The sequence below is a fragment of the Pseudofulvimonas gallinarii genome, from assembly GCF_004343305.1.
In the GTDB taxonomy this organism is placed as follows: Bacteria; Pseudomonadota; Gammaproteobacteria; order Xanthomonadales; family UBA2363; genus Pseudofulvimonas; species Pseudofulvimonas gallinarii.
Map to the genome: position 1 here is coordinate 1 of NZ_SMAF01000007.1, position 20,425 is coordinate 20,425.

Genomic DNA, 20,425 nt, shown 5'->3' on the forward strand with positions numbered 1-20,425 from the left:
AGAGCGTCAGCAGGATGGAAAATGCAGAATCAAAAGCCGTGAAGCTGGCGCTTCACATCGTGATGCCGTCAGGGGTTGACGGGGGAGTCCATACAGAATTGTTAGGCTGCACTAGCGACAAGTCTTGTTGCCTAGCGAGTCCGTGTAGCAACGGACTGTATTGCCGTTACTGTCGCGGTATGTCGAGTTGCCAAGCGAGTCAGTGTATCCGCGGACAGTTGTGCCGTTGCTGCTGCGGTATGTGCTATTTCCGAGAGAGTCGGTGTAACCGCGGGTGGTAGTGCCATCACTGCTGCGGTATGTGCTATTGCCAAGCGAGTCGGTGTAACCGCGAACAGTGGTGCCATCACTGCGCCGATAAGTGCTATTTCCCAAGGAGTCTGTGTAGCCGCGTGTCGTTGTGCCGGTACTGCTATTGCGGCAAGTAGTGTTGCCCAGCGAGTCGGTGGAGCAGCGCGTTTGCGCATTGGCCGGAACGTAGATTGAGACAAGCGCGAGAACGATTGCAAGCTTTTTCATTTTCGAGTCCCCCCTGACGGTTGGTTGTGCAGCCTAACTACTATTCGACCCCGAAGTGGGGTGTAGCGCCTTTTGTAGTGGGCGGCGGCGGCCCCCGTCAATCAGAAAATTCCCAAGGGAATCAATGCCACATACCCAGGCGTGCGGCTGCGCCATCCGCCAGGCTGTCCGCGTTATCCGGCATGGGTGCAGTGTTATGCATTATCACGGCAGCGACACCGTCATAACAGAGGCGTCCCCGGCACAGACGCAGCCCCGGCTCCTGGACGAAGTTCGCCGACGATTGCGCCTGAAACACTACAGTTTGCGCACGGAACAGGCTTATGTGTACTGGATTCGCCGGTATATCAGGAAGCATCTGCCGCGGCATCCGCGTGATCTGGGTGGACCGGAGGTGGAGCGGTTCCTTAGCGCGCTGGCCACTGTCGATCGCGTGGCGCCGAGCACGCAGAACCCGGCCCTGGCGGCATTGCTGTTCCTGTATCGGGAGGTGCTGGATGTCGAGCTGCCGTGGATGGACAAGGTCGTCAGGGCGAGACGCGCACCACGCCTGCCCGTGGTCCTGTCGCCGATTCAGGTACGCGCTGTGCTGCGTGAACTGTCGGGTCGGGAGGCGCTGATGGCCGGTCTGCTGTACGGCAGCGGGATGCGGCTCATGGAATGCCTGCGCCTGCGCGTAAAGGATGTGGACCTGGCGCGACGCGAGATCACCGTTCGCGATGGCAAGGGCGGCAAGGACCGCCGGACAGTACTGCCAGAGCGACTGGCAGAACCGCTGGCGGCACAACTTGAGCTGGTTCGGTTGCTGCACAGACGGGATGTCGACGAGGGCTTCGGCGCCACGTCCCTGCCCTATGCCTTGTCGCGCAAGTATCGCAACGCGGCCAGGGAGCCCGGCTGGCAATACGTGTTTCCGTCATCGCGCCGTGCAACCGATCCGCTGGACGGGAAGACAAGGCGGCATCATCTGGATGAGTCCGTCCTGCAGCGGGCGGTGCGTGCGGCGGCCCGTCGCGCCGGCATCGACAAGCCGGTCAGCCCGCACACCTTCCGGCATTGTTTCGCCACCCATCTGCTGGAATCCGGCGCTGACATCCGCACGGTGCAGGAATTGCTCGGCCACAACGATGTCAGCACGACACAGATCTACACCCATGTGCTCAATCGCGGTGCGCACGGCGTACGCAGTCCGCTTGATGCCTGATCAGCGCGGCCGTCCCAGGGCGCGGGGGCAAAGTCCTCAGCGCAGCGCCAGTCCGGTAGCCAGGCCGACGAACAGCACCATGCCGACCCAGTGGTTGTCGATGAAGGCACGGAAGCAGTTGTCGCGGTCACGATGGCGGGCGCGCCACAGCTGGTGTCCGCACCGGGCGATGGCGACGGCGAGGCTCGCCCAGTAGGGCCAGCCCAGTCCCAGTTGCTGTCCAGCGAAGGTCATCGACAGCAGGAAGGTGCCGTGCAGGAGGGCGATGCCGACAAGATCCATGTCGCCGAGCAGGATCGCCGTGGACTTGGCGCCCATGCGCAGGTCGTCGTCGCGATCGACCATGGCGTACCAGGTGTCGTAGGCGGTGGACCACAGGATGTTGGCGCAGAACAGCAGCCACGCCAGCGGCGGCACTTCGCCGAGCACGGCGGCGAAGGCCATGGGAATGGACCAGCCGAACGCCATGCCCAGGTAGATCTGCGGCAGGTGCGTGTAGCGCTTGAGAAACGGATAGCTGGCGGCGAGAAAGGCGCCGACGAAGGCGAGCTTGATGGTCAGCGCGTTGGTGAACAGCACCAGCACGAAGGACAGTATGAGCAACGCCGCAAAGAACGCGAGCGCCTGGCCGCCGGTCAGCTCGCCGGCGGCGAGTGGTCGTGACCGCGTGCGTTTGACCGCGTGGTCCAGCCAGCGGTCGGCGTAGTCGTTGATGACGCAGCCGGCGGCGCGCATCGAGATCACGCCCAGCGTGAAGATCAGCCAGAGCTTCATGGGTGGCGTGCCTTCGGCCGCAGCCCACAGTCCCCACCAGGTCGGCCACAGCAGCAGCAGGAAGCCGATGGGCCGGTCGAAGCGCGCCAGCCGCCACCACGGATCGATGCGCGCGCGCCAGCCGGTCAGCGGTGCGCGCGGACGGCCCGGTTCGGGGCGTGGCGCAGGCTTTGTTGCGGGCTGCGGCGTCGCGGCGCGGACCTCGCGCATGAACGAGGGTTCCGGCACCGGGCTGCGCGCGTCACCGGCAGGCATTGCGTGATGGCTGTCGTTGTCCATGCGTCCGCGTGACGGACCGGGCAACGTTGCCGTATCGGCCGACGTGGCGGATTGCGGGGTTTCGGCCTGTGCGGCAAGCGGGGCGGATGGGGCGACGACGCTTACGCGACCGCCACCCTGCCAGGCCGCCTTGGTTTGCGGCCTGTGGGCAGCCGGAACGGCTTGTGCTTTCGAGTGCGCGGCAGCGGTGTCGGCGCGGTTGCGGGTCGCCGCGGCTCCGGCTGCCTCGCGCTTGTGACCGCTGTCGTTGCCGGCGACGTGCGCCCGCGAATCGCTCGCGGCGGGTGGTGGCGTGGCCGGCGCGTTGGCCGTCGACGGTGCTGATGCGGCGGGCGCTCGGGGCGGCGCCTCCGATATCGCGGATGTCGCGGCCGACGGGCGGGGTTTCTCGTTTGTGGCCGACTGGATCGGATCGTCAGGCGGTGCGGTGCGCGAGGCGGCCGAACCGGATCCGCTCTGTGGCGACCCTGTCCCAGCGTCGGCAGCAGTCTGCGGGGGCGTCCTGGTCGTGCCTACCGGCGCACCTCCGCTCGCGGCCGGTGCCGGCGCGGATGCCGGCGCTGAGGACTGCGCCGAGGTCGGCGCTGATTCTCGGGCAGACGCAGACGAAGACGCGGGTGCTGGCGGGTGCGCGGAAACAGGCGCAGGCGCGGCGCCGCCAGCCTGCCGCCCGGCTGCCGGGTCCACCGGCGCTTTCGGGGAACCCACCCGACGCGATCGCACGGCATCCGGTCGCCTCTTCGCGTCCGCAGGCGCCTTCTGGACGGAAGTGCCGCCTTCCTCTACTGCGGCAGACGGATCCGCCGCGGCGACCTGCGCTTTAGCGGCGCGACGCGTACGGGTGCCGGGCGCAGCCGATCCGGCCTTGCGTGAGGCGGTCGACGGCACCGAGTCGTCAGGAGGATTCTGGACCGGCTTCGCCGCGGCCTTTCCAGGTGCCCGCCGCGCCGGCACCTTCGCGGCCGTTCCAGCCGCAGTGTCGTCGACGGCCTTGCGCGCCGCGCGTTTGCGGCCGGGCTTCGCCGCGTCGGACGTGCCGGCCGTTCCTTCGCCCGTTGTCGCTGGCAGGGCTGGCGTCGTCCCGACGGGCGGCGCGGCCGCATCCGGCAGCGAGGCCTTGCGGCGCGGCGCGCGCTTGCGGGGCGGTTTGGCGGCCTCGTCGTTCATGTCGGCAATTCTACGGCGTCCGTGCAGGAGTGCACCGGTACAATTGCGCGATGGATGTCTCGCATCTGCTCGATTCCCTGAATGCGGCTCAACGCGACGCGGTTGCCGCCGGTCCCGGCCATACGCTGGTGCTGGCTGGCGCCGGCTCCGGCAAGACCCGCGTGCTGATCCACCGCATCGCCTGGCTGCTCGAGGTGGAAAAGGTGTCGCCGTACGCGGTGCTGGCGGTCACCTTCACCAACAAGGCGGCGGCGGAGATGCGCCACCGCTGCGAGCAGCTGATCGAACACGGCACGCGCGGCCTGTGGCTGGGCACTTTCCACAGCCTGGCCCACCGCCTGCTTCGCCAGCACTGGCGCGAGGCGAAGCTGCCGGAAACCTTCCAGATCATCGACACCGACGACCAGGTGCGCCTGCTCAAGCGCGTGATCGCCGGCCTCGGCCTCGACGACGGCCGCTATCCGGCCAAGCAGGCGGCGTGGTTCATCAACGCGCAGAAGGACGAAGGTCGCCGGCCGCACGAGATCGATCCGGGCAGCAATCCCACGCACCGGGCGCTGGTCGATGTCTATCGCGCCTACCAGGAACAGTGCGACCGCAGCGGACTGGTGGATTTCGCCGAGCTGCTGCTGCGCAGCCACGAGCTGTGGCTGCAGCACCCGGCCCTGCTGGCGCATTACCAGCAGCGCTTCCGCTACCTGCTGGTCGACGAGTTCCAGGATACCAACACATTGCAGTACGCCTGGTTGCGCGTGCTGGCCGGAAAGACCGCACAGGTGTTCGCGGTCGGCGACGACGACCAGGCGATCTATGGCTGGCGCGGCGCGCGCGTCGAGAACATGCAGCACCTGCTGCGCGATTTCCCCGACGTCGGCGTGGTCAAGCTGGAACAGAACTACCGCTCCACCGCCAACATCCTGAAGGCGGCCAATGCGGTGATCGACCGCAATGCCGAGCGCCTGGGCAAGAAGCTGTGGACCGACGGCGGCGAAGGCGAGCCCATCGAGTTGTACGCGGCCTACAACGAACAGGACGAGGCCCGCTTCGTGGTCGAGCGCATCGAGGCGCAGATCAAGGGCGGCGGCCAGCCATCGGACAACGCCGTGCTTTATCGCTCGAACGCGCAGTCGCGGGTAATCGAAGAGGCGCTGGTCCAGGCCGGCGTGCCCTACCGCGTCTATGGCGGCCTGCGCTTCTTCGAGCGCGCCGAGATCAGGGACGCACTGTCATGGCTGCGCCTGATCGCCAACCGCGATGACGACGGCGCTTTCGAGCGCGCGATCGCGGCACCGAACTGCGGCGTCGGCGAGCGCAGCCTTGAGCTGATCCGCCAGGGCGCGCGCGCCACGGCGACCTCGCTGTGGCAGACGGCGGCGCGCGCCAGCGGCCGGCATGCCGCGCAGCCCGGGCAACCCGTGGTGGAACTAGCCGCCCGCGTGCGCAACGCGCTGTATGCGTTCATGGAACGCCTCGACACACTGGCGGCGGATACGGCGGAACTGGAACTGCATGAGCGCTTCGACCACGTCATCGCACGCTCCGGGCTGCGCGAGCATTACCAGCGCGAAGGCCAGCTCAACGCCGAGGCGCGCATCGAGAACCTGGACGAACTGGTCAGCGTCGCCACCCGCTTCGAACTGACGCCGGAAGACCGCGAAGCCGGCCTGTCGGAACTGGCGGCGTTCCTTGCCCATGCCACGCTGGAAGCCGGCGAGGGCCAGGGCGATCCGGGCCAGGACTGCGTGCAGCTGATGACACTGCACTCGGCCAAGGGGCTGGAGTTCCCGCAAGTGTTCCTGACCGGGATGGAGGAAGGCCTGTTCCCCAGCCAGAAGTCGCTGGACAGCGATGACCGCCTGGAGGAGGAGCGGCGCCTGGCCTATGTCGGCATCACGCGTGCGCGCGAAAAACTGGTGCTCAGCTATGCCGAGACGCGACGCCTGCATGGCGTGGAAACCTACAACCGTCCGTCGCGCTTCCTGACCGAGATCCCGCCCGAGCTGCTGCACGCGGTGCGACCCAAAGTGGCGCTGCGTTCCGGTCGCACTGTGGCCGGCAGCGCGCCGTCATGGCCCTCGTCGTCACTGGATGGCGGCGCCTTCGCACTGGGCCAGCGCGTGCGCCATCCGCAGTTTGGCGAAGGCACGATCACCGACGCCGAAGGCAACGGCAACCATGCCCGCGTGCAGGTGCAGTTCGAGGATGCCGGCAGCAAGTGGCTGGTGCTGGCCTACGCCAATCTCAGCGCCGCCTGAGCGCGCTCAGAGTTCGTCCGGCCGGCGGTCGGCCGGACTGTCCAGGTGTTCCGGATCCGGCGTTTCATCGGCCGGGCACTGCGGCCGCTTCTTCAGTTTCAGCGACAGCGCCGCCTTGGCCAACAGGTTGGCGCTGATCGGCGCGGTGACGATCAGCAGCACCGACACCAGCAGCTCGCGCGGATGGAAACTGTTGCCGATCAGCGCGTGGTAGAACACCGACACGACCAGGATGCAGCCGACGCCCATGGTCGTCGCCTTGGTCGGGCCATGCAGGCGCCGGAAGAAGTCCGACAGCTTCACCAGGCCGAGCGAACCGACCAGCGTGAAGAACGCGCTGACCACCAGCAGCAGCGACAGGATGACTTCAGCGACCGGATTCATTCGACGATGTCCCGGCGCAGCACGTACTTGCACAACACGACGGTGGTGACGAAGCCGAGCATGGCAATGACCAGCGCCGCCTCGAAATAGATCTCCGAACCCAGGTACATGCCATCGAGGATCAGCAGCGCGATGGCGTTGATGCTGAAGGTGTCCAGCGCCAGGATGCGGTCGACGACCTCCGGCCCGCGCACCAGCCGGTACAGGGACAGCAGCATCGCGACGCCGATGGCATACATGGAGATGAGGATGGCGATCTCGATCACGGGAAGATCTCCTTCAGAGGCGCCTCGTAGCGCGTCTTGATCTCGTCGATCAGCGCCTGCGGATCAGGCAGGTCCAGCGCATGCACCAGCAGGTACTTGCGGTCGTCGGACAATTCCGCCGACACTGTCCCCGGCGTCAGCGTGATGACGCTGGCCAGCGCGGTGATGCCGTGGATGTTCTTGAAGTCCAGCGGCACCCAGACCCAACCGGGCTTGAGCTGGCGCTCCGGCCCGAGCACCAGCCGCGCGGTATGGATGTTCGCGCGAACGATGTCGTACAGCACCACGCAGGCCAGTCGCGGCAGCGGCTTCAGGCTCTTGATGCGCGCGAACTCGCGCTCGAGGCGGCGTGACACCTGCGGAATCACCAGCGCCAGGATGCCGGCCAGCACGATCTGCCCGGCGGTGATGCGGTCGGCCAGCAGGATGCCGAACACGAAGATCATCAGGCTCAGCGGAATGGACGGCAGGATGCTCCGGAATCGCGTGCGCATGGCTTATTTCCCCCGCACCTGTGGTGCCTGCCCGCGCACCGACTGGACGTAGATCGACGGCTCGGCGAGTTGCCCGGCAGCGGCCTGCGCGTAGCGCATCGCCGGTGCGGCGGCGATCGTCAGTGCAATGCCATAGGCCAGCAACACGATGATGGCGACACGCTCCGGCCAGTGCCCGGTGCGCCGCTTCGCCTTGCGCGCGGGGTCATCCGCCTGTTCGGGCTTGATGTCCCAGAACAGTTTGGTGCCGGCACGGACCATCGCCACCAGCACGAAAAAACTGGACACCAGCACACTGGTCCAGACCCAGCCGACCCATTCATCGGGCACGGTGGCGAGCATCGCGAACTTGCCGATGAAACCCGACAGCGGCGGCAGCCCGATCACCGAAATCGCGGCGATCGTGAACAGCGTGCCCGGCACCAGCGGCTTGAGGATCGGCAGCACCACGTTCATGCGGTCGGTCACGCGATGGCGGCGCACCAGCTCGGTGATCATGAACAGCGAGGCGACAACGAAAGTGCTGTGCGCCAGGTAATACAGGGCGGCGGCAACGGCATCCGGACGCGCCAGTGAGATGGCGATGAACAGCGTTCCGGCCGACACCAGCACCAGGTAACCGGCAAGGATGCGCAGGCGCACCGCCGACAGGGCGCCCAGCGCGGCAAGCATCAGCGTGGCGATGCCGGCCGGCAGCAGCCATTCCCAGGCGAAACCCTGAAGGTCGCCGGCGAGGTCGCCGAACCACAGGCTGTACACGCGCAGCACCGAGTACAGGCCGACCTTGGTCATGATGACGAACAGGGCCGCCACCGCCGCCGGTGCGCGGCCGTAGGTGCCAGGCAGCCACAGGTACAACGGCAGCAGCGCGGCCTTGGCGCAGAACACCACCAGCAGGAGCCCTGCAACGGCCTGCACCAGCGCGCGGCTTTCCGGCGTGACCTGGCCGATGCGAACCGCCAGCTCCGCCATGTTGAGGCTGCCGAGCAGGCCGTAGAGCAGGCCCAGCGTGATCAGGAACAACGTCGATGCGGCAATGTTGAAGGCGATGTAATGGAAGCCGACACGGATGCGGCCGCCGCGGCCGCCGCTGAGAAGCAGACCGTAGGACGCCGCCAGCAGGATCTCGAAGAACACGAACAGGTTGAAGATGTCGCCGGTCAGGAAGGCACCGTTGATGCCCATCAGCTGCAGCTGGAACAGCGCGTGGAAATGCGGCGCTCGCCGGTCCCAGCCACCACAGGCATGCAGCAGGCAGGGCACCGCCAGCAGTGCCGTCACCATCACCATCCACGCCGACAGGCGATCGACCATGAGGGTGATGCCCAGTCTCGCCGGCCAGTCGCCGAGCAGGTACACGGTGATTTCGCCGCTGTCGGCCTGGCGGAGCAGGGAAATGGCGAGCGCCACCAGCACCACCAGGCCGGCCCACGCACCGATGCGCTGGACCTTGATGCTGGCGCGTTCGAGCAGCAGCAACGAGCCGGCGACCAGCAGCGGCCAGACGATCAGCAGGACGGGCAGGTGCGTGCTCACCGGTCACGCTCCTTCGATTCGGTGCCATCGACGTGGTCGCTGCCGTTGTCGGCGCGGCCGCGCATGGCGAGCACGAGGATGACCGCCGTCATCGCGAAGGAAATCACGATGGCGGTGAGCACCAGCGCCTGCGGGATCGGATCGACATGGTTGGCCAGCGTCGGATCGATGCCGGAGCGCAGCACCGGCGGCTTGCCGGGCACCAGCCGGCCGGCCGAGAAGATCAGCAGGTTGGTGGCGTAGGACAGCAGCGTCAGTCCGAGGATGACGTCGAAGCTGCGCGCGCGCAGCAGCAGGTAGATGCCGGCGGCGACCAGGATGCCGATGGCACTGGCGAGCGCGATTTCCATCAGGCGCGCCTCCCGCGGAACTGGGCCGGATCTGGCCGCTGGATCATGCCGCGATAGGTCTTGCGCAGCAGCGACGGCCGGATGCCGCCCATGGTCGAGAGGATCAGCATTGCGCCACCGAAGACCACCAGGTACACGCCGATATCGAAGGCGGTGGCACTGGCCAGCGGAACTTCCCCGACCACCGGCAGCACCGGCCCGACGTGGCCGCTGGTAAGGAAGGGATAACCGAGCAGCATCGGCGCCAGGCCCGTTGCCGCCGCGATCAGCAGTCCGATGCCGATGCAGCGCACATAGTCGATGCCGAGCACGCGCTCGACGCGCTCCATGCCCTGGATGACGTACTGCAGCAGTACGGGAACGACCAGCACCAGGCCGGCGATGAAGCCGCCACCGGGCGCGTTGTGTCCGCGCAGGAACAGGTAGATCGAAACCGTCAGGGCCAGCGGGAACAAGACCTGGCTGAGGTCGGCCGCCATCGGCAGCGGCATTGGCGGGCCTTCGACCATTTCTTCCGGCGCCATCCGCGTGCGGCGCAGCAGCGCGTGCACGATCAGGCCGGCGATGGCGAACACGGTGATCTCACCGAAGGTATCGAAGCCGCGGAAGTCGACCAGGATCACGTTGACGACATTGCTGCCATGGCCTTCCGGCAGCGACCGCGCGAGGATCTCGCCGGCGATCGTGCTGCTCGGCCGCGTCAGCATGGCGTACACGATGGCCGCCAGTCCGCCACCGGCGGTGACCGCGATCGCAGCGTCACGCCAGCGCCGCACGGTGGAACGCTCCGGCACCGCTTCCTTGGGCAGGTAGTTCAGTGCCAGCAGCATCAGGCAGGCGGTGACGATTTCCACCATCAGCTGCGTCAGCGCCAGGTCCGGCGCCGAGAAATAGACAAAGGCGAGGCTCACCATGAGGCCGACGACGCCGACCACGATCACTGCCCGCAGGCGATAGCGGTACATCGACAGCGTGATCAGCGTGCCAGCGACGAGGATGAACCAGCACAGCCAGCCAAGCAGCGGCAGGCTGGACAGGGATGGCAGGGCGGCCGGCCACAGCGCGCCGCTACCGAAAAGCGGCACGCCGGCCAGCGCCATCGCCACCAGCACCAGCAGCAGCTGGCTGCGCTGTTCGCTGCCGTTGGCGATCGCGCGCGTGAAGCGGTTGGCCAGCGCGTACAGCCGTTCGACGTTCAACAGATAGATGCGTCGGCCCAGCGATCCGCGCACGATGGCATGCAGGTCGAGCAGCCGGCGCATCGCGAAATACAGCAGGACGCCGCCGACCACGCCGGCAATGCTCATCAGCAAGGGCAGGTTGAAACCGTGCCAGATCGCCAAAGAGTAATGCGGAACCTTGGCGCCGAGCACGCCCTGGGCGGCGGTGTGCAGCACGGGCGCGATGGTCCAGGCCGGCACGATGCCGACCGCCAGGCACAGCACCACCAGCACTTCGACCGGGATCTTCATCCAGCGCGGCGGTTCGTGGATGTCGCCCTCGACGGCGCGCGGCCCCTTGCCGAAAAAGGTGTCGTGCACGAAGCGCAGGCTGTAGGCGACGCCGAACACGCCGGCCAGCACCGCGGCCACCGTCATCGCCATGCGCATGTTGGCGTGGCCTTCGATCTCCAGCGCCTGTGCGAAGAACATTTCCTTCGACAGGAAACCGTTGAGCAGCGGGATGCCCGCCATCGCCAGCGTGGCGATGATCGCCAGCGTGCTGGTGAAGGGCAGGTGCCGTCGCAGATTGCCCAGCCGTCTCATGTCGCGGGTGCCGGTCTCGTGGTCGATGATCCCGGCCGCCATGAACAGGGACGCCTTGAAGGTGGCGTGGTTGAGGATGTGGAACAGGCCGGCGACCACCGCCAGCGGCGTGGACAGGCCGAACAGCAGCGTGATCAGGCCCAGGTGCGAGATCGTCGAATAGGCCAGCAGTCCTTTGAGATCGTGCTGGAAGATCGCCAGCCAGGCACCGGTGAGCAGCGTCACCGCGCCCACGCCGCTGACCACGTAGAAGAACAGGTCGGTGCCGGCCAGCGCCGGATGCAGGCGCGCAAGCAGGAAGACACCGGCCTTCACCATCGTCGCCGAATGCAGGTAGGCCGACACCGGCGTCGGTGCCGCCATCGCATGCGGCAACCAGAAGTGGAACGGGAACTGTGCGCTCTTGGTGAAGATGCCGAGCAGCACCAGGCCCAGCACGTACGGATACCACTCGCTGTTGCGGATCAGGTCGCCAGAGGCGAGGACGACGTCAAGGTCGTAGCTGCCGACGATGCGGCCGATCAGGATGACGCCGCCGAGCAGTGCCATGCCGCCACCGCCGGTGATCGCCAGCGCCATGCGCGCGCCCTCGCGGGCGTCGGAGCGGTGCGACCAGAATGCGATCAGCAGGAAGGAAGCGATGCTGGTCAACTCCCAGAACACCACCAGCATCAGCAGGTTGCCAGCCAGCACCATGCCCAGCATCGCGCCCATGAACAGCAGCAGGTAGGCGAAGAAGCGGCGCGCGCTGTCGGACTTGCTCAGGTAGTAGCGCGCATAGATGACCACAAGGGTGCCGATCAGCAGCACCATCAGCGAGAACATCCAGGCCAGGCCGTCCATGCGGATGTCGAACATCAGTCCGACCTGCGGCAGCCAGGGCAGCACCGCCCGCGGCACCTCGCCTTTCAGGACAGCAGGTGACTGCGCCAGCACCATGCCCAGCCCGGTGAGCGGTACCAGTGCCGCCAGCCAGCCGATCGCGCGCCGCTGCAGCGGCGACGCGAACGCGACCACCAGGGCGGCAATAAACGGCATGGCCAGCAACAGATACAGCATCCACGGTCCTCGACGATGGGTGGCGGGGCCACCTTGCGGGCATTGCGCCCGACCTATCCGTGACCATCCGGGTCACGGGCACTTCTGGACCGCTGGACAAGGGCGCGCCTGCGCTGCGCGACCGCGGCGCCGCGCCACTGGCGCGCGCCGGCTGCTGGCACCGCGGCGTTCCGCGGCGGCGCACTTGCCACGATCGCGAGGCCGGGGCCGGCGCAACCTTTCCGAGGTCCGGATTGACCGCCGAAGTGTAACCTGAACCCGCGGCGACAATTGAACGGCGATTCATGCAAACCGGCGCGCCCGTTACACTGGCCGGCCCGCATCCGACCGCCGGCCGATCCACGCTGCCGGACCGTCCGCCCACCTGCCCGGAGACAGCATGACCCTGCCCTGCGTGACCAAGGAAACCGGCCCGGCGCCCGCTGCGAGCATCATCTGGCTGCATGGCCTGGGCGCCGACGGCCATGATTTCGAGCCCATCGTTCCGGAACTGGTGGACCCGTCCTGGCCGGCGGTGCGCTTCATCTTCCCGCATGCGCCGGTGCGGCCGGTCACGCTGAACATGGGCATGCCCATGCGCGCCTGGTATGACATCCGGGCGCTGAGTCTGGATGAGCGTGCCGACGAGGCCGGCGTGCGCGCCTCGCTGGAGCAGATCGAAGCCCTGATCGGCGCGGAGAACGAGCGCGGCATTCCCAGCGACCGCATCATCCTGATCGGCTTCTCGCAGGGCGGCGTGATGGCGCTGCAGGCCGGACTGCGGCATCCGCGCACGCTGGCCGGCATCGCCGGACTGTCCTGCTACCTGCCCATGGCCGAGGCGCTGGGCGCCGAGCGCAGCGAAGCCAACGCCCGCGCGCCGCTGCTGCTGATGCACGGCAGCCAGGACCCGGTGGTCCCCGCGGCACTGGGCGACCATGCCCGCCGCACGCTGGAAGGCTGGGGCTATGCGGTGCAGTGGCACAGCTATCCAATGCAGCACCAGGTGTGCCTGGAACAGATCGCCGACCTGCGCGCCTGGTTCGGCGAGCGCCTGCGCGCCCTGCCCGGCGCCTGAGCTTCCGCCGCCGGCCGCGGCGGCTACACTTCGGCCATGGGGACACGAGCCGCCGACGCCTGGCTGCCGGATTTCTGCCGGACGCCGATGCTGTTCGCAGCGATGCTGATTGCCGCCGGCGTCGCGCTGGCGGCGTCGCTGGCGCCGGGATCGCCCGGCTTCACGCTGGGCGAGTTCGCTACCAACTGCCTGTTCGCGATCTGGCTGACACTGGTCTGCAGTATCACGCTGTGCGTGCTGGGCCCCTGGTTCAACCGCCTGCCGGCCGCGAAGGGCGCGCCGCTGGCGCTGCTGCTGGTCGCCGCGCTCAGTTGCGCCGGCGCCTGGGTCGTGCGCTGGCTGGACCATGCGTTGGGCCTGCATGTCACCGGCGAATCCAGCGACCTGTATTTCTGTGCCTCAAGTGCCGCACTCACCGTCGTCTTCGGCGCGCTGGCACTGCGCTATGCGCACATCCAGGAACGCTGGATGCGGGCGACTCGCAGCGAGGCGCAGGCGCGCTTCGATGCCCTGCAGGCACGCATCCAGCCGCACTTCCTGTTCAACACGCTCAATACCGTCAGCGGCCTGATCCGCAGCCGGCCCGATGCCGCCGAGGAAGCCGTGCTCGACCTTGCCGACCTGATGCGCGCGGCGCTGGCCCGCGACGGCGGACGCACGCGCCTGCGCGAGGAACTGGACCTGGCGCGGCGATACCTGTCGATTGAACAGTTGCGCCTCGGCGACCGACTCAAGGTGGACTGGCAGGTGGACGAGAACCTGCCACTGTTCCTGCCGCTGCCGACCCTGACGCTGCAGCCGCTGGTCGAGAACGCCGTGCTGCACGGCGTGGCGCAGATGCCGGGCGGCGGCACGGTTGGCCTGCATGCGCGACGGGACGGTCGCGGCGTCACCATCCGCGTGCGCAATCCGCTGGCCAGCCCGGTGGCCGCCGGCAAGCCCGGCCGCACGCAGGAAAACATCCGCAACCGGCTGCGGCATACGCTGGGTGCCAGCGCGCGGCTGTCGCTGGATGGCGACAACGGTCATTACACGGTGACCTTGTGGCTGCCGCTGCCATGAAAGTGCTGATCGTCGATGACGAACCGCTGGCACGTGCGCGGCTGCGCGAACTGCTGGCCGTCCATGCCGACGTCGTGATCATCGCCGACGTCGGTGATGGCCAGACCGCGATCACCACCTGCCGCGGCGCGCCGATCGACCTGGTGCTGCTCGACATCCGCATGCCCGGCATCGACGGGCTGGAGACCGCGAAGCAGCTCGCGACGCTGCCGCAGCCGCCGGTGGTCGTTTTCCTGACCGCCTACGACGACCGCGCGCTGGACGCGTTCGAGACCGGCGCCGTCGACTACCTGCTCAAGCCCGTGCGCGCCGAGCGCCTGGCGCAGGCGCTGGAGCGGGCGCGCCGCATCGCATCGACCCATGCCGCCGAGGTCGCCGCCGAACCGGCACGCCGGCATTTCCGTGTCCGCCGGGCCGGCGCGCTGCGGCTCGTTCCGGTGGAGGATGTCCTCTGCCTGCGCGCGGAGGACAAGTACGTCTGCCTGGTCACCGCCGAGGGCGAGCACTTGATCGAGGAATCGCTGACCGCGATCGAGCGCGAGTTCGGCGAGCGCTTCCTGCGCATCCACCGCAACTGCCTGGTCGCCAGCACGCGCATCCGCGGGCTGGAACGTGGCGGCGACGGCAGCGAACGCGTCCGGCTGGACAGACTGCCCGACACGCTGGAAGTCAGCCGTCGCAACCTGCCGGGCGTGCGCGCCCGTCTTTCGCGCCTGTAGGCGGATCGGACCCGACCCGCCGGCCTGCCGGAAACGCGTCGGTTCGCCGCAGCACCGCGGTATCGGATTGCCCCCCGGGCGGTCGCCTTGACCTGCGACAGGGGCGGCAGCTGCCCGCCCCGCTTACAATTCCCGCCATGACCATCCTTCGCATCGCCACCCGCCGCAGCGCCCTGGCCCTGTGGCAGGCAGAACACGTCGCCGCGCGCCTGCGCGCCGCGCATACCGGCCTCGACGTCGAGCTGCTGCCGATGAGCACGCGCGGCGATGAAGTACTGGACACGCCGCTGGCGGCCATCGGCGGCAAGGGGCTGTTCCTCAAGGAACTGGAATACGCGCTGCTGGAAGGTCGCGCCGACCTCGCCGCGCACTCGCTCAAGGATGTGCCGGCGGTGCTGGAAGAGCCGTTCGCGCTGCCCGCCATCCTCGAACGCGCCGACCCGGCCGATGCCTTCGTCAGCAACCGGTACGCCTCGCTGGCGCAGCTTCCCCACGGCGCCCGCGTCGGCACCTCGTCGCTGCGCCGGCAGGCGCAACTGCGCGCGGCGCGACCGGACCTGGAACTGCTTGACCTGCGCGGCAACGTCAACACGCGACTGGCGCGACTGGACAACGGCGACTACGACGCCATCATCCTGGCTTGCGCAGGCCTGCGCCGCCTTGGGCTGGAAAACCGCATCACCGCCACGATGGCAGCGCCGGACTGGCTGCCCGGCGTCGGCCAGGGCGCCATCGCCATCGAAACACGCGCCGGTGATGAGGCCACCGCCGCGCTGCTGGCGCCGCTGCACCATGTCAAGACCGCCGCCTGCGTGCGCGCCGAGCGCGCACTCAACCGCGCCCTGGCCGGCGATTGCAGCGTGCCCATCGGCGCCTTCGCCACCCTGGAGGGCGAGCGCCTGCACCTGCACGGCCTTGTCGGTGATGCCAGCGACGGCACGCTGCTGCGGGCCGACGCCGAAGGCCACGCGGGCGATCCCGAAGCGCTGGGCGAACACGTCGCCGGCATGCTGCGCGGCCAGGGTGCGGAAGCGCTGCTTGGCAAGGGCGCCAACGGCGCGCAAGGGTAGGTCCCAGGTGCGCGGTCGCCGCCACGCATCGCAAGCAGCAAGCGAACGCCGCGCTGGATCCCATCCCGCGCCGGCTTTCGGCGCCGTGCTGGATCTCCGGTCGGGCGCTTCGTCGGGCCATGGCGCCGTCATACCGGCGGCATTGGCAGGCAGGCGCGCGCTATGCGCCTGGCACACTCAACCCGTCGAGGAGGCTGGGCCATGACAACACTTTCGCCCCGTTTCACCCAGGCCGTCGAATACGCGCGCATTGCCCACGCGGGCCACTTCCGCAAGGGCACGTCGATTCCGTACCTCTATCACCTGCTGGGCGTCGCGAGCCTGGTGCTGGAATACGGTGGCAGCGAGGACCAGGCGATCGCCGCGCTGCTCCACGATGTGCTGGAAGACTGCGGGAGCGGCCACGAGCCCAGCATCCGCGTCCAGTTCGGCGATGCGGTGGCGAGGATCGTGAGGGACTGCACCGACGGTTCGGCCGAGTCCAAGGGTAGGGTCCGCACGGATGCCGACCGGTTCGCCGACTGGGTGGAGCGCAAGCTGCTGTACGTCGCCCACCTGGCGACCGAGGACGAGGCCTCGCTGCTGGTGTCCGCCTGCGACAAGCTGCACAACGTACGCGCCATCCTTGCCGATCTGCAGGGTGACGCCGGACCGGACGTGTTCGAGCGCTTCACCGCCGGCCGCCTGGGCACGCTGCAGTACTACGAAGCCCTCGCACGCCTGTTGCTGGAACGTGCCGACGCGGAGAATCCGCGCTTCCGCGAGCTGGCGCGCGAGTTCGACCGCACCGTCGCCCGGATCCACGAACTGGCCGGCGCCCAGGACCGCATTCCACTGGGCAGGAACACGCTCACCCGCTGAGCGCCGCCCGGCCTGTGCAGCACGCACCGGCACCACGCTGGACCCGCCCTGGTTGATTCCGGCCTGTAGCGTTCTCTTCAGGCCCGCGCCGCGCGCACCGCCTTCCGATGGCGGACATCACGACCTTCGACGAGGTACACGGCGTACTGGGTGAGGTTCTTGGTGTGGTCGCCTATGCGCTCCAGCGCCCTGGTCGCGAACAACAGCAGCACAGCGGCGGGAATGGTGTGCGGCGCCTCCTGCATGTGGCCGGCGATATGGTCGAGCAGCGAATTGCAGGCGGCATCGACCGCATCGTCGTTGCGGCGGATTTCATCGGCGCGGGCGAGATCGAGCCGGGCCAGTGCGTCCAGTGCGCCTGCAAGCTGCCGCGACACCATTTCGCCCAGCACCTGCATCTCGTGCATGTACGGCAGGGTGCGCAGCTCGCGGCCGTTATCCGGCAGCCTCACGCAGATCCTGGCCACCTTCTTGGTCTCGTCCCCGATGCGCTCGATGTCGGTGACGGACTTTGACAGCATCAATACGGTTCGCAGATCGACGCCGAGCGGCGAACGCCGTGCGAGCAACTGGGCGATCTCCTGGTCGGACCGGAGCTCGATGAGGTCGATCTCGAGATCCCCCTTGATGACATCTAGCGCACCCTCGGCATCCCCGTCGGCGAGCACCTTCAGAGCGCGCCTGAGCTGTTCTTCGACCAGGCCACCCATCCGCAACACCACGCCCCGCAGAGAGGCAAGCTCCTCGTCGAACTTCTTCACGGTGTGACCGCTGTCGGTGGTGCTCATGGTTTCCTCGCTACGCCTCATCCGAACCGGCCGGTGATGTAGTTTTCGGTCTCCCGCTTGGCGGGCCGGGTAAAGATCCGACTGGTCTCCCCGAACTCGACAAGTTCTCCCAGGTACATGAAGGCCGTATACCGGGAAACGCGCCCGGCTTGCTGCATGTTGTGGGTGACGATCAGGATCGTCACCCGCTCCTTCAGTTCGATGATCAGCTCCTCGATGCTGGCGGTCGCGATCGGGTCGAGCGCCGAGGTCGGCTCGTCGAACAGCACGATCTCCGGCTCGGTGGCCAGCGTCCTGGCGATGCACAGGCGCTGCTGCTGGCCGCCGGAGAGGCTGGTCGCCGGCTGGTGGAGGCGATCCTTCACTTCGTCCCAAAGTGCCGCGTCACGAAGCGCCTTCTCGACCTTTTCGTGGATGACCTGCCGTCGCTTCTCGCCCGTGATCCGAAGGCCGTATGCGACGTTTTCGAAGATCGACTTCGGAAAGGGATTGGGCTTCTGGAACACCATGCCGATCCTGATCCTGGTTTCCACCGGATCGATGTCCGGCGCCAGCAGGTTGACGTCGTCGGGGTAGAGACGGATCTCTCCGTCATAGCGGCTGCCCGGATACAGATCGTGCATCCGGTTGAAGCAACGCAGAAAGGTCGACTTGCCGCAGCCGGAGGGACCGATCAGCGCCGTGACCTCATTGGCCTGGACCTGCATCGAGACATCCTTCAGGGCACGGAAACCCCCGTAGTGGAAGTCGAGGCCGCGCACTTCCGCCTTGATTGCCGAAGATTTGCTGGTGGATCGCAGCAGGTCGGAGCGGAATCCGCCGGCGCCGACCGATTCAATGGCGCGCGCCGAAGGAATGTGTACGCCTGCAGTGCTCGAGTCGTTCTTCATGGTCGGATTGTCGATATGGAAATGCCTCACCACTTGATCCTCTTGCGGGCCCGATATCGCAACCAGATGGCCATGGCGTTCATGAAGAGCGTCAATATCACCAGGACCAGGCCGGCCGCCGCAGCATTGGATTGGAAGGCCGGATCGGGTCGGGAGATCCAGTTGAACATCTGGATGGGCAGGACCGTGAAGGGCGAGGACAGCCACTCGAAATTGATGAAAGGAGGCACCGCAGAGACGGGGGCTGGAGGCAGGAAGGCGATGAACGTCAGCGCACCAATGGTGATGATCGGGGCCGTCTCGCCGATTGCCCGCGACAGGCCGATGATCACGCCGGTCAGAATGCCGGCGACCGAATAGGGGAGAACGTGATCGCGCGTGACCCGCCAACGGCTGGCGCCAAGGCCGTATGCCGCCTCCCGGATCGTCTGCGGCACCGCACGGATCGCTTCGCGGGTCGATACGATCACCACGGGCAGGATCATCATCCCGAGCGTGAGTCCCGCGGTAAGGATGCTTTCGCCGAGCCGGAACTGGTGTACCAGAAGTCCCAGGGCGAGCAGTCCGTAGATGATCGAAGGCACACCGGCAAGGTTGGTCACATTGATCTCGACGACGTCGGTCAACCAGTTTTTCGGCGCGTACTCTTCCAGCCAGATACCTGCGGCAACACCGACCGGCAGCGCCGCTGCCGCGGTGACCAACATGACCAGGACGCTGCCGACCCAGGCGGACAGGATGCCCGCCTGCCCGGCACGACGTGACGGAAAATCGAGGAAGAAATCCGGCTGCAGGCGCGCAAGTCCTTCAATGGCGAGGTTTATGAACAGCGCCGCCAGGATGAACAGGGACATGAGCAGCATGAAGGCGCCAAGTCCTTCGAAAAGGACGTCGCACAGGCGCTGACGTCCGATCAGGACGCGAAGGTCGTGCGTGCCGGGTTCCATGTCAGTAGGCCTCGCGATATCGCCGCCGGACGAACCAGCCGAGCACGTTGAAGGAAAGGGTCAGGAGAAACAGCGTCAGGCCGGCGGCAAAGATGCTCTGGTAGCCGATCGAACCATGTGGAAGGTCGCCCATGGCAACCTGGACGATGAACGCCGTAATCGTCGCCGCGGCCTCGGTGGGATCGAAGGTGAGGTTCGGCTGTTGTCCCGCGGCGATCGCAACAACCATGGTTTCCCCGACTGCGCGCGACACGGCGAGGATGTAGGACGCGACGACGCCGGACGTGGCTGCCGGGAGAACGACGCGAACGGCCGTCTGCAACCTTGATGCGCCCATTGCGAAACTCGCCTCGCGCAGATGCATCGGCACGGCCCGCATGGCGTCTTCAGAGAGGCTGCTGATGTAGGGAACGATCATGATGCCGATCACGATGCCGGGCCCAAGCATGTTGAAGCCCGGCAGGCCAGGTACGAGCTTCTGCAGGAGCGGCGTGACGAACAACAGGGCGAAGTAGCCGAAGACCACTGTCGGCACGCCGCTCAGCAGTTCCAGTACAGGCTTCACCGTCTCGCGCAATCGGGGCGATGCGAACTCGGACAGATACACCGCGGTGATCGTGCCGACCGGTACCGCGAACGCCAGGGCCACCAGACTCACTGTCAGCGTGCCTGCGAGCAGCGGCAGGATTCCGTAGCGGGGGCTCTCGAACAGCGGTGTCCATTGGATGTCGGTCAGAAAGTCGACGATTGGCACATGGGTGAAGAACGCTGCCGACTCGCGCACGAGAATGAAGACGATCCCCAGCGTGATGGCGACTGCGGAGAGCGCGGCGAAGAGAAGCAGGCTTTCAGCCACGAATTCGGACGGACGGGCCAGGCGTGAGCGGCGAAGACCGCGCCGGCCGGGGAGCGCTGTCGCATTCTTGACGGCACTGGCGCTCATGACGCCGCGGGTGCCGGAGGGACGACAAGCCTTTC

Annotated in this window: 18 protein-coding genes; 7 read left to right on the forward strand and 11 right to left on the reverse strand. The window is 67.2% G+C overall.

The window, feature by feature from the left end:
- Positions 1–715: 715 nt before the first annotated feature.
- The gene (locus EDC25_RS06350) at positions 716–1,723 is read left to right on the forward strand and encodes an integron integrase (RefSeq protein WP_123521272.1); all 1,008 of its coding nucleotides are present in this window, start codon (positions 716–718) and stop codon (positions 1,721–1,723) included.
- A gap of 36 nt (positions 1,724–1,759) precedes the next feature.
- On the opposite strand, the gene ubiA is transcribed toward EDC25_RS06350, so the two are convergent.
- On the reverse strand, positions 1,760–2,776 hold the full coding sequence (gene ubiA / locus EDC25_RS06355; protein WP_240639596.1) for a 4-hydroxybenzoate octaprenyltransferase: 1,017 nt from the start codon (positions 2,774–2,776) through the stop codon (positions 1,760–1,762).
- Between the two features lie 1,217 nt (positions 2,777–3,993).
- Here ubiA and uvrD point away from each other — a divergent pair.
- Entirely contained in the window at positions 3,994–6,198 is a 2,205-nt protein-coding gene (uvrD, locus tag EDC25_RS06360) for a DNA helicase II (protein ID WP_123521271.1), read from the forward strand.
- Between the two features lie 6 nt (positions 6,199–6,204).
- Here the strand turns inward: uvrD and EDC25_RS06365 are convergent, their stop codons facing one another.
- The 6 genes from EDC25_RS06365 to EDC25_RS06390 are packed head-to-tail and all read right to left on the reverse strand — an operon-like array spanning position 6,205 to position 12,053.
- Complete coding sequence (locus EDC25_RS06365; protein ID WP_123521270.1) at positions 6,205–6,582, reverse strand: Na+/H+ antiporter subunit G; 378 nt, start codon at positions 6,580–6,582, stop codon at positions 6,205–6,207.
- Entirely contained in the window at positions 6,579–6,821 is a 243-nt protein-coding gene (locus EDC25_RS06370; protein ID WP_205984892.1) for a K+/H+ antiporter subunit F, read from the reverse strand. Before EDC25_RS06370 ends, EDC25_RS06365 begins: the two co-directional genes overlap by 4 nt.
- 23 nt (positions 6,822–6,844) lie before the next feature.
- Positions 6,845–7,342, reverse strand: a complete 498-nt coding sequence (locus tag EDC25_RS06375) for a Na+/H+ antiporter subunit E (RefSeq protein ID WP_123521268.1) — start codon at positions 7,340–7,342, stop codon at positions 6,845–6,847.
- 3 nt (positions 7,343–7,345) lie between these two features.
- Positions 7,346–8,878, reverse strand: a complete 1,533-nt coding sequence (locus tag EDC25_RS06380) for a monovalent cation/H+ antiporter subunit D (RefSeq protein WP_132577318.1) — start codon at positions 8,876–8,878, stop codon at positions 7,346–7,348.
- Positions 8,875–9,228, reverse strand: coding sequence for a Na+/H+ antiporter subunit C (locus EDC25_RS06385; RefSeq protein WP_123521267.1), 354 nt, complete (start codon positions 9,226–9,228; stop codon positions 8,875–8,877). The genes EDC25_RS06380 and EDC25_RS06385 overlap by 4 nt, the downstream gene beginning before the upstream one ends.
- Entirely contained in the window at positions 9,228–12,053 is a 2,826-nt protein-coding gene (locus tag EDC25_RS06390) for a monovalent cation/H+ antiporter subunit A (protein ID WP_132577319.1), read from the reverse strand. The genes EDC25_RS06385 and EDC25_RS06390 overlap by 1 nt, the downstream gene beginning before the upstream one ends.
- Positions 12,054–12,432: 379 nt before the next feature.
- Here EDC25_RS06390 and EDC25_RS06395 point away from each other — a divergent pair, with 379 nt between their 5' ends.
- The 5 genes from EDC25_RS06395 (at position 12,433) to EDC25_RS06415 (ending at position 16,822) form a co-directional block, all read left to right on the forward strand.
- Positions 12,433–13,110, forward strand: coding sequence for an alpha/beta hydrolase (locus EDC25_RS06395; protein ID WP_123522491.1), 678 nt, complete (start codon positions 12,433–12,435; stop codon positions 13,108–13,110).
- A gap of 36 nt (positions 13,111–13,146) precedes the next feature.
- A complete protein-coding gene (locus EDC25_RS06400; protein ID WP_132577320.1) occupies positions 13,147–14,172 on the forward strand; it encodes a sensor histidine kinase in 1,026 nt (341 codons plus the stop codon).
- On the forward strand, positions 14,154–14,891 hold the full coding sequence (locus EDC25_RS06405) for a LytR/AlgR family response regulator transcription factor (RefSeq protein ID WP_205985003.1): 738 nt from the start codon (positions 14,154–14,156) through the stop codon (positions 14,889–14,891). The genes EDC25_RS06400 and EDC25_RS06405 overlap by 19 nt, the downstream gene beginning before the upstream one ends.
- A 137-nt stretch (positions 14,892–15,028) precedes the next feature.
- Entirely contained in the window at positions 15,029–15,961 is a 933-nt protein-coding gene (hemC, locus tag EDC25_RS06410; RefSeq protein ID WP_123522494.1) for a hydroxymethylbilane synthase, read from the forward strand.
- Between the two features lie 201 nt (positions 15,962–16,162).
- Positions 16,163–16,822, forward strand: coding sequence for an HD domain-containing protein (locus EDC25_RS06415; RefSeq protein ID WP_123522495.1), 660 nt, complete (start codon positions 16,163–16,165; stop codon positions 16,820–16,822).
- A 77-nt stretch (positions 16,823–16,899) separates the two neighbouring features.
- On the opposite strand, the gene phoU is transcribed toward EDC25_RS06415, so the two are convergent.
- From phoU to pstC, 4 genes are read right to left on the reverse strand one after another with little or no spacing between them, the layout of a single operon-like run.
- Entirely contained in the window at positions 16,900–17,610 is a 711-nt protein-coding gene (gene phoU, locus EDC25_RS06420) for a phosphate signaling complex protein PhoU (protein ID WP_164484092.1), read from the reverse strand.
- Positions 17,611–17,627: 17 nt separating this feature from the next.
- Complete coding sequence (pstB, locus tag EDC25_RS06425) at positions 17,628–18,530, reverse strand: phosphate ABC transporter ATP-binding protein PstB (protein WP_243695103.1); 903 nt, start codon at positions 18,528–18,530, stop codon at positions 17,628–17,630.
- Positions 18,527–19,447: a phosphate ABC transporter permease PstA gene (gene pstA / locus EDC25_RS06430; protein WP_123522497.1), complete on the reverse strand. Its 921-nt coding sequence runs from the start codon at positions 19,445–19,447 to the stop codon at positions 18,527–18,529. The genes pstB and pstA overlap by 4 nt, the downstream gene beginning before the upstream one ends.
- A 1-nt stretch (position 19,448) precedes the next feature.
- Positions 19,449–20,390: a phosphate ABC transporter permease subunit PstC gene (gene pstC, locus EDC25_RS06435; protein ID WP_123522498.1), complete on the reverse strand. Its 942-nt coding sequence runs from the start codon at positions 20,388–20,390 to the stop codon at positions 19,449–19,451.
- Positions 20,391–20,425 lie beyond the last annotated feature (35 nt).

What these genes read in the sequence shown, in the direction of transcription:
- EDC25_RS06365 (WP_123521270.1), bottom strand. Translation starts at nt 6,582, where the DNA reads ATGAATCCGGTCGCTGAAGTCATCCTGTCGCTGCTGCTGGTGGTCAGC.
- pstC (WP_123522498.1), bottom strand. Translation starts at nt 20,390, where the DNA reads ATGAGCGCCAGTGCCGTCAAGAATGCGACAGCGCTCCCCGGCCGGCGC.
- EDC25_RS06375 (WP_123521268.1), bottom strand. Translation starts at nt 7,342, where the DNA reads ATGCGCACGCGATTCCGGAGCATCCTGCCGTCCATTCCGCTGAGCCTG.
- uvrD (WP_123521271.1), top strand. Translation starts at nt 3,994, where the DNA reads ATGGATGTCTCGCATCTGCTCGATTCCCTGAATGCGGCTCAACGCGAC.
- EDC25_RS06390 (WP_132577319.1), bottom strand. Translation starts at nt 12,053, where the DNA reads ATGCTGTATCTGTTGCTGGCCATGCCGTTTATTGCCGCCCTGGTGGTC.
- EDC25_RS06415 (WP_123522495.1), top strand. Translation starts at nt 16,163, where the DNA reads ATGACAACACTTTCGCCCCGTTTCACCCAGGCCGTCGAATACGCGCGC.
- EDC25_RS06350 (WP_123521272.1), top strand. Translation starts at nt 716, where the DNA reads ATGCATTATCACGGCAGCGACACCGTCATAACAGAGGCGTCCCCGGCA.
- pstA (WP_123522497.1), bottom strand. Translation starts at nt 19,447, where the DNA reads ATGGAACCCGGCACGCACGACCTTCGCGTCCTGATCGGACGTCAGCGC.
- ubiA (WP_240639596.1), bottom strand. Translation starts at nt 2,776, where the DNA reads ATGGACAACGACAGCCATCACGCAATGCCTGCCGGTGACGCGCGCAGC.
- EDC25_RS06395 (WP_123522491.1), top strand. Translation starts at nt 12,433, where the DNA reads ATGACCCTGCCCTGCGTGACCAAGGAAACCGGCCCGGCGCCCGCTGCG.
- phoU (WP_164484092.1), bottom strand. Translation starts at nt 17,610, where the DNA reads ATGAGCACCACCGACAGCGGTCACACCGTGAAGAAGTTCGACGAGGAG.
- EDC25_RS06400 (WP_132577320.1), top strand. Translation starts at nt 13,147, where the DNA reads ATGGGGACACGAGCCGCCGACGCCTGGCTGCCGGATTTCTGCCGGACG.
- hemC (WP_123522494.1), top strand. Translation starts at nt 15,029, where the DNA reads ATGACCATCCTTCGCATCGCCACCCGCCGCAGCGCCCTGGCCCTGTGG.
- EDC25_RS06370 (WP_205984892.1), bottom strand. Translation starts at nt 6,821, where the DNA reads ATGTATGCCATCGGCGTCGCGATGCTGCTGTCCCTGTACCGGCTGGTG.
- EDC25_RS06385 (WP_123521267.1), bottom strand. Translation starts at nt 9,228, where the DNA reads ATGGAAATCGCGCTCGCCAGTGCCATCGGCATCCTGGTCGCCGCCGGC.